Source organism: Bacillus haikouensis (assembly GCF_013179555.1).
In the GTDB taxonomy this organism is placed as follows: Bacteria; Bacillota; Bacilli; order Bacillales; family Bacillaceae_B; genus Rossellomorea; species Rossellomorea haikouensis_A.
The window spans coordinates 1-7208 of sequence record NZ_JABMCR010000213.1 but is presented as its reverse complement, the minus strand read 5'-3'; the positions used below and the strand labels follow the sequence as shown (position 1 = coordinate 7208).

Below are 7208 nucleotides of genomic sequence, written 5' to 3'. Positions count from 1 at the left end.
GGCGGTGCGACTGAACTCGCATCAAAAGCGAAAAAAGTGATCGTGGTAATGACTCACTTGGATAAATATCATAATAGTAAGCTAGTAAAAGAATGCACCTTGCCATTAACCGCAAAACAGTGCGTATCTATGATCATCACAGATCGGGGTGTTTTTACAGTCGATAATGGCCTCTTAACTCTCATTGAAGTATTTCGTCCCTATTCAATAGAAGAAATTAAGAATTCCACAGAAGCAAAGTTTATGATAAGCCAGCAGGTAGCTTTTATAGATTAAAGCATAAAGAGGAGAGGATAATGTTGAACGAAATCCATCATCTCATAAAAGAAAAGATAGAAGATAAAAAGAAAAGTACAGTAGAACTTCTGCAGAGATTGGTGCAGGAAGACAGCGTCAGAGGAAGAGAATACAAGGCACAAGCGGTTATCATTGAAAAATGCAGGGAGCTGGGAATGGATCTGGACATTTGGGAGATTCAGGATCAGGAATTAAAAGACCATCGCTTTTATCGCTGTGACCGCCTGGATTTTAAAGGGAATCCCAATTTGGCAGCTGTATTGAAAGGTACAGGCGGTGGAAAGAGCCTTATCTTGAATGGTCATGTTGATGTCGTTCCAGAAGGCGACAAAGCGGACTGGAAATATGATCCCTTCAGCGCCACCATTATTGATGGGAAGTTATATGGCAGGGGTTCAACAGATATGAAAGGAGGGACTTCTGCTCTATTAATGGCGATTGAAGTGATCAAAGATTTACAGATTCCTTTGAAGGGTGACATTATCTTTCAAAGTGTAATAGAAGAAGAGAGCGGAGGCGCAGGTACCCTTGCGGCTTTATTACGGGGCTATAAAGCCGATGGGGCCATCATACCTGAGCCGACAAATATGAAAATGTTCCCTAAGCAGCAAGGGTCGATGTGGTTCAGGGTTTTTGTTAAAGGGAAAGCGGCTCATGGAGGTACCAGATATGAAGGGATCAATGCGATTGATAAAGGTTATACCGTCCTTTCATCCCTGAAAAAACTGGAGGAGAAGAGAAATGGCAGAGTGAAAGATCCGTTATATGATTCTGTCCCCATTCCCCTGCCAATTAATATAGGAAAAATAGAAAGTGGTAAGTGGCCATCCTCTGTACCGGATCTTGCGGTGATCGAAGGAAGAGTGGGAGTAGCACCATGGGAAACGATGGAGCAGGTTGAAAGTGAATTTGAGAAGTGGCTTGCTGGTCTTAGGGAAGCAGATCCCTGGTTTATCGAGCATCCTGTGGAAGTAGAATGGTTTGGGGGACGCTGGCAGCCTGGTGATTTATCTCCGAATCATCCGATTATGAATGATTTAAAGAGTTGCTTCAAGAAGGTGATGGGTTCCGGACCGGTCATCGAAGCTTCACCATGGGGGACAGACGGAGGTATTTTATCGCAAGGTGCAGATATTCCCGTTGTCGTATTCGGACCAGGTACAACTGAAGTTGCACATGATGCAAATGAGTTCATCGAGTTGGCAAGAGTATTTCAGACTGCAGAAATCCTGACTTTATTTATTATAGATTGGTGTAATAAAGACTGCTGAAACTTTTATCCTGATTTTCCGGAATGTATGACAAGAAGGCTGTGGAAAGCGATGTCAGGATAAAGGTTAATCTTTCTTTCGGAGGTTTGTTTCATATCCTCCAGTGGGAATTCATATGTTGATAAAAAAGGGTGCTTTATATGCAGAAGTATGAATTGATTAAACGTGCAAAACTCGCTGCGTCCGTTTACAGGGATGATGTAAACAAAAGAATAAGGGTGGATGATATACACGGAAACCTGCATTCTTTACTAACGATCTTAGACATGGATTCCCAATTCGGCGATTATGAAAAACTCATAATCAAGGCGCGGGAAAGTCAATTTATGACATTGATTGAACGGGGCTTCGTCCATGAGGGAGTGATCAATCATTATTTTAATGGGGACAGAGCGCATTTCATGTCAAGGTTCAGGAAAGAGGAACGACGTACAAGCAACTATTGGGGTGAAGAAGATGACATCCTTTCTTCCGTACAAAGACTCAGGATGGATCCTTCTTTAAAGGATACAAAATCTTCAATCCTTTTGGCGGAGCCCGGGCAGGCTGAAGAATTAGCCTGTTTATATAAAGAAGTATTTCAGCTTTATCCAGTACCGCTGCACAATCCTGAATATATTAAGGACGCAATGAATAATGGGACAATCTTTGTTTGTATCAGACAAAATGAACAAATAGTCAGCGCTGCATCGGCGGAAATAAATTTTCAATATAAGAATGCTGAACTGACTGATTGTGCAACCCTTCCTCTTTACAGGAAAGGGGGCATCATGAAGAATCTGATTGCAAAACTTGAGGAAGAATTACTGTCCCGTGAAATTTTTTGTGCATACACTATTGCGAGAGCACTTTCTTATGGCATGAATGCAGTATTCCATCAACTGGGATATGAGTACAGGGGCAGGCTTGCTAATAATTGTTATATTTTCGATAAAATCGAAGATATGAATTTGTGGGAAAAGAATTTGGGTCAATAACCCATACGTCAAGGGGAGTATCGATCATCATAAAGATCTTAGGATGAAACTTTATGAAAGATGGTGGAGATATTGAGGATGAACCTATATAAACCGAACAGACACTGGAAAGATATCGAACTTTGGAAGGACGTTACCGGGGAACAATGGAATAACTGGCTTTGGCAGCTCACAAACACCATCAGGACACTTGATGATTTAAAAAAAATAGTGAATCTTACACCGGAAGAAGAAGAGGGGGTCAGGATTTCAACTAAGACGATCCCATTGAATATCACCCCTTACTATGCTTGGTTAATGAATGAAAATGATCACAGATGTCCTGTCAGAATGCAATCTGTACCCATCGGGAAAGAAATCAACAAAACAAAATATGACATGGAAGATCCACTTCAGGAAGATGAAGATTCACCTGTTCCCGGTTTAACACACCGATATCCCGATCGAGTATTGTTTCTTGTTACGAATCAATGTTCGATGTATTGCCGTTATTGTACAAGGAGACGTTTTTCAGGACAAATCGGCATGGGTGTACCAAAGAAACAATTGGATGCAGCGATTCAGTATATCCGGGAAACACCTGCTGTAAGAGACGTATTATTGTCTGGCGGGGACGGATTATTGATCAATGATCAGATTCTTGAATATATTCTTAAGAATCTAAGAGACATTCCCCATGTGGAAATTATCAGAATCGGCACAAGAGCACCAGTAGTTTTTCCACAGCGCATCACTGAAAATCTTTGCACCATACTGAAAAAATATCATCCAGTATGGTTGAATACGCACTTCAATACCTCGATAGAAATTACAGAGGAATCAAAGAAAGCCTGTGAGATGCTTGCCGATGCGGGAGTGCCTGTGGGGAATCAGGCAGTCATTCTGGCAGGGATCAATGACAGCACCCCAATCATGAAAAAGTTGATGCATGACCTGGTGAAAATTCGTGTACGTCCCTATTATATTTATCAATGTGATCTTTCCGAAGGAATCGGGCATTTCAGGGCTCCGGTAGCAAAAGGATTGGAGATCATGGAAGGTTTAAGAGGTCATACATCTGGTTATGCAGTACCGACGTTCGTATTGGACGCTCCTGGCGGGGGAGGGAAAATCTCGCTTCAGCCAAATTATCTCATATCTCAAAGTGCATCAAAGGTAGTCGTACGGAATTTCGAGGGAGTCATCTCCACCTACCCCGAACCTGAAGGATATGTACCGGGCAAAGCGGATGATTACTTTAAAGAAATCTATCATGATGAAAACCTTGAGGGCACAACAATAGGTATCGCGGGATTAATGAATGATACACATCCATCGCTGACACCAAGTGGATTAAAAAGACTGGAAAGAAGGAAGAAATACGAAGAAGACCCATCCCATAATTCACTCAAAGACTTCAGGGACAAACGTGACCAACTTAAAGAGAAGAAACACAAAGCCATGCTCGCTAAAATGAATACTGATAAAAAGGAAGATTCAAATGATGGAAAATAAGTACAGATGCGAATGGTGCGGGGGAGAAGACGTCTTGGAAGAAAAGGGTAACGTGTATTGGGAACTTCCTGACGGCACGAGGGCGATAACAATAAAAGAAGTACCAGGGATCAACTGCAGGAAATGCGGTATGGAGTACCAGGAGGAGCACGTGATCAACGCAATTGAGGATCAACTGATGTTAATCGATTCCAAAAGTCTTTCAGATACAGTCACCTATGAAGAACTCCTGAATATCCCGAAGATCCTAAAGAGAAATTATTTTCGCTTCTGACATTCTCTACTTTACGGATTCTACATGATTCGCTATCCTTTAAAAAGACAGTTCTTAAAGGATAGGTGAGTAGATGAGAAAATCATTTTATCATTTCTTAATGAAATACAGGCAGCCCTCAGCCAAAGATGACCTGACCAGGTTTGCAAACGCAGCATATGATGATCACAGCTTCCCCAAGCAGTCGGAAAAGTATGATGAGATTAGTTCATACCTTGAATTGAATGGCTCTTATCTCGAAAGCATGACGATATTCGACTATGCCTGGGATCAATATTCAATAGAAGAAAAAGGGTGAAAATAAATGACTGACTGAAGTACAGTTAAAATAACTGAAGTCAGTCTTTTTATTTTTTTAAGGTCAAACGGCAGAAGGACGCCTCAAACCTGGATTGGGTATGAGTATAGTTTCAAATGGAGTGCGGAGAAACAGAAATCTTGTATCCCGTAATAACGTTTTTTGCATATTATATAAAAAAGGCGATTAAGGGTGAGGGGAGAATGAAGAATCGAAAAGAGCCTAGATTCAGGGTAGGGGAAACAGTAGTCGTGACCATCTATGGAACAGTAGGGAAAATAACGAATATAAAAAAATTAGATGGTGAGTTCCTATATGAAGTAAATGAAAGTGAAGGATTGTTTAAAGAAAAAGCACTCGAACTTCTCGAAACGTATGACGGATATATTTTCGAGCAGGAACAAATCGATATTGAATATAAATTTCTATTTGGAGATCTTGTCATCGTAAAGGGATATGAAGAAGATCTATTCAAAGTAGTGGGATTCAGAACGGAAATTTGGCGTTATAAAGACGATGCATGGGAAGATGTCATATATGAATTAATGAGAATTACAGACGGGGAATGGCTTGAGGCAGATGAAGATGAAATTACTCTCGTAGCTGATGAAGAACAGGCAGAAGCATTTATAAAAAAATACGGCATTGTATTTCCTCAGAAAAAAGACGGAAAATCAAAACTCCTTAAGTCCCCTACTTATAAAACAAGCTGGACAGACCAGCTGCTTGATTATTATAACGACTATAAAGCTCTTTATCTTTTCTTCCAAGACAGCACGTACAAAAAGAAAATGGACCATGTCCTTGAACAATTAAAAAATCATGCAAATTCTCACTCTGCGGTTAAAGAGAAGGAATGATCCACATAATATATAAAAATAGCGGAACACTTATTAGTAAGAATGAAATCAATATTGCGCGCAAAACCAATTGCATACAGGCTGCAATCTTCCCCTCTCCGTTTTCCAATTCTTTAAGTGTGGATTGGCCTTTTTTAATAAACGTCAACATGCAATCGCTCCTCTAATCTTAATGGTAAAGTGTATGCTCGTCCAAAAGCTCTTATGAAAACTTTTTTCTGCTGGCATAACTAAGCTGCCGGTATCATAAATTGAGAATCAAAGGGGGCGATCAAATGCGGGAGATAGAAGTCTTTATCGACACTGAAGAAATTGCTGATTTCTTCATGAAAGAACTTGTACAAAGAGGCTATGTACCTTCAGAAGATGAACTGGAAGAACTAGCGGACATAACTTTCGAGTATCTGATTGCCAAGTGCATCATCGACGAAGAATGGGAAGAAGACGCATAATTTAAATTTAATCAATATCCCGTCCCCCGGATCTTTTAAAGAGTCGGGGGACGGGATATTTTGTTTTTATTCGCCTTTTTTGAAACCAATGGTGCAATCTAACCGTATATAGAGGTAGCAGTCATGAATGACCTAATTATACGGAGGTAGAAACAATGTTAAAGAAACTATTGAAAAGATTATTGGGTTCCCATTCAAAACCGCGTTACTATAGTTCAAGTGATGCATGGAAAAAGCATAAGAAACATAAACATTACGGTCATCACCATTATAAGAAGAAATATAAAAGTAAAAGTTATTTTTCCAGCTTTTTCAGCAGCTGATGATACACTCTCTATTCCGCAGGCTGGTCGACAGCTTTGAAGTAAATTGGAATAAGGGTGAAAGAGTCCAGCAGTATCTAGTTATTAACACGTTGGGGAAAGGAAGTTACGGCACGGCATACACGGTTCAACATATCGAATCCGGAAACCTGGCCATTCTGAAAAGAATCCGTCCTTATAAAAAGTATTTTTCCGATCATGAACAATATATCGATAATGAAACCACTGTCTTGAGTAAACTTCATCACCCCCAATTTCCGGCAATATATGAAACGGGACGTTATAAGAGAACACCTTATTTCATTATGGAAAGAATGAACGGAAAAACGTTTGAAGATTTGATTTTTAAAGAAGGAAAAACCTATTCAGAGAAAGAATCTTTAGACGTAGGTCTCAAACTAATCAATCTGATCATTGATATTCATCAGCACGGATATATACACAGGGATTTAAGGATCCCGAATATATTATGGAATAACGGGGTACTGAATATCATCGACTTCGGGCTGGCATGTAAGATTGAAATGAAATCTGAAAAAGAACCCATGTATCATAAGGAGTATATGAGAGAAAAGACTGCAAAAAGTGATTTATATGCGCTGGGACACTTTCTGTTATTCCTTCTGTATTCTTCCTACGTGCCAAATGATAGGAAGGAAAAAAGTTGGGAGGATGAATTGAATATCAGAAAGGAAACCAGGATGCTTCTTCGAAAACTGCTTAGAATAGGCACTCCTTTTGAAACAGCGGAAGAAGCTCGTGGTGAAATGATAAAAATAATCCATCTTTATCAAAAAAACAGGTGAAATTGGAGGAATTGACATGTCATTTTTTAATAAAGTATTTGCGTCATTTGGAATTGGTGCTGCAACCGTCGATACCAAATTAGAGAAATCAAGCTATAAAGCCGGTGAAACGGCAAATGGTGTAGTTGAGATTAGAGGCGGAAGCACCTCCCAAAG

At 40.0% G+C, this 7208-nt stretch carries 10 protein-coding genes; all 10 read left to right on the top strand.

Annotated elements, in window-relative coordinates:
* Positions 1-276 (top strand): CoA-transferase (locus HP456_RS17360; protein WP_281358076.1); only part of this gene is annotated, 276 nt, incomplete at its 5' end.
* A 23-nt stretch (positions 277-299) separates the two neighbouring features.
* A complete protein-coding gene (locus HP456_RS17355) occupies positions 300-1568 on the top strand; it encodes a peptidase (RefSeq protein ID WP_376766233.1) in 1269 nt (422 codons plus the stop codon).
* 140 nt (positions 1569-1708) lie between these two features.
* Complete coding sequence (ablB, locus tag HP456_RS17350) at positions 1709-2545, top strand: putative beta-lysine N-acetyltransferase (protein WP_172253422.1); 837 nt, start codon at positions 1709-1711, stop codon at positions 2543-2545.
* 78 nt (positions 2546-2623) lie between these two features.
* Positions 2624-4039, top strand: a complete 1416-nt coding sequence (kamA, locus tag HP456_RS17345; protein ID WP_376766232.1) for a lysine 2,3-aminomutase — start codon at positions 2624-2626, stop codon at positions 4037-4039.
* Positions 4029-4313, top strand: coding sequence for a YokU family protein (locus HP456_RS17340; protein WP_172253426.1), 285 nt, complete (start codon positions 4029-4031; stop codon positions 4311-4313). Before kamA ends, HP456_RS17340 begins: the two co-directional genes overlap by 11 nt.
* A 73-nt stretch (positions 4314-4386) precedes the next feature.
* Positions 4387-4611, top strand: a complete 225-nt coding sequence (locus HP456_RS17335; RefSeq protein ID WP_172253420.1) for a YozE family protein — start codon at positions 4387-4389, stop codon at positions 4609-4611.
* 203 nt (positions 4612-4814) lie between these two features.
* Positions 4815-5471 carry a germination protein YodN gene (gene yodN / locus HP456_RS17330; RefSeq protein WP_172253419.1) on the top strand — a complete coding sequence of 219 codons (657 nt, stop codon included), beginning with the start codon at positions 4815-4817 and terminating at the stop codon, positions 5469-5471.
* Between the two features lie 275 nt (positions 5472-5746).
* The gene (locus HP456_RS17325) at positions 5747-5923 is read left to right on the top strand and encodes a YozD family protein (RefSeq protein ID WP_172253418.1); all 177 of its coding nucleotides are present in this window, start codon (positions 5747-5749) and stop codon (positions 5921-5923) included.
* Positions 5924-6245: 322 nt separating this feature from the next.
* Entirely contained in the window at positions 6246-7052 is an 807-nt protein-coding gene (locus HP456_RS17315; RefSeq protein ID WP_172253416.1) for a protein kinase family protein, read from the top strand.
* A gap of 16 nt (positions 7053-7068) precedes the next feature.
* On the top strand, positions 7069-7208 hold a 140-nt coding region (locus HP456_RS17310), incomplete at its 3' end, for a sporulation protein (protein WP_172253415.1).

What these genes read in the sequence shown, in the direction of transcription:
- ablB (WP_172253422.1), top strand. Translation starts at nt 1,709, where the DNA reads ATGCAGAAGTATGAATTGATTAAACGTGCAAAACTCGCTGCGTCCGTT.
- kamA (WP_376766232.1), top strand. Translation starts at nt 2,624, where the DNA reads ATGAACCTATATAAACCGAACAGACACTGGAAAGATATCGAACTTTGG.
- HP456_RS17340 (WP_172253426.1), top strand. Translation starts at nt 4,029, where the DNA reads ATGGAAAATAAGTACAGATGCGAATGGTGCGGGGGAGAAGACGTCTTG.
- HP456_RS17335 (WP_172253420.1), top strand. Translation starts at nt 4,387, where the DNA reads ATGAGAAAATCATTTTATCATTTCTTAATGAAATACAGGCAGCCCTCA.
- yodN (WP_172253419.1), top strand. Translation starts at nt 4,815, where the DNA reads ATGAAGAATCGAAAAGAGCCTAGATTCAGGGTAGGGGAAACAGTAGTC.
- HP456_RS17325 (WP_172253418.1), top strand. Translation starts at nt 5,747, where the DNA reads ATGCGGGAGATAGAAGTCTTTATCGACACTGAAGAAATTGCTGATTTC.
- HP456_RS17315 (WP_172253416.1), top strand. Translation starts at nt 6,246, where the DNA reads ATGATACACTCTCTATTCCGCAGGCTGGTCGACAGCTTTGAAGTAAAT.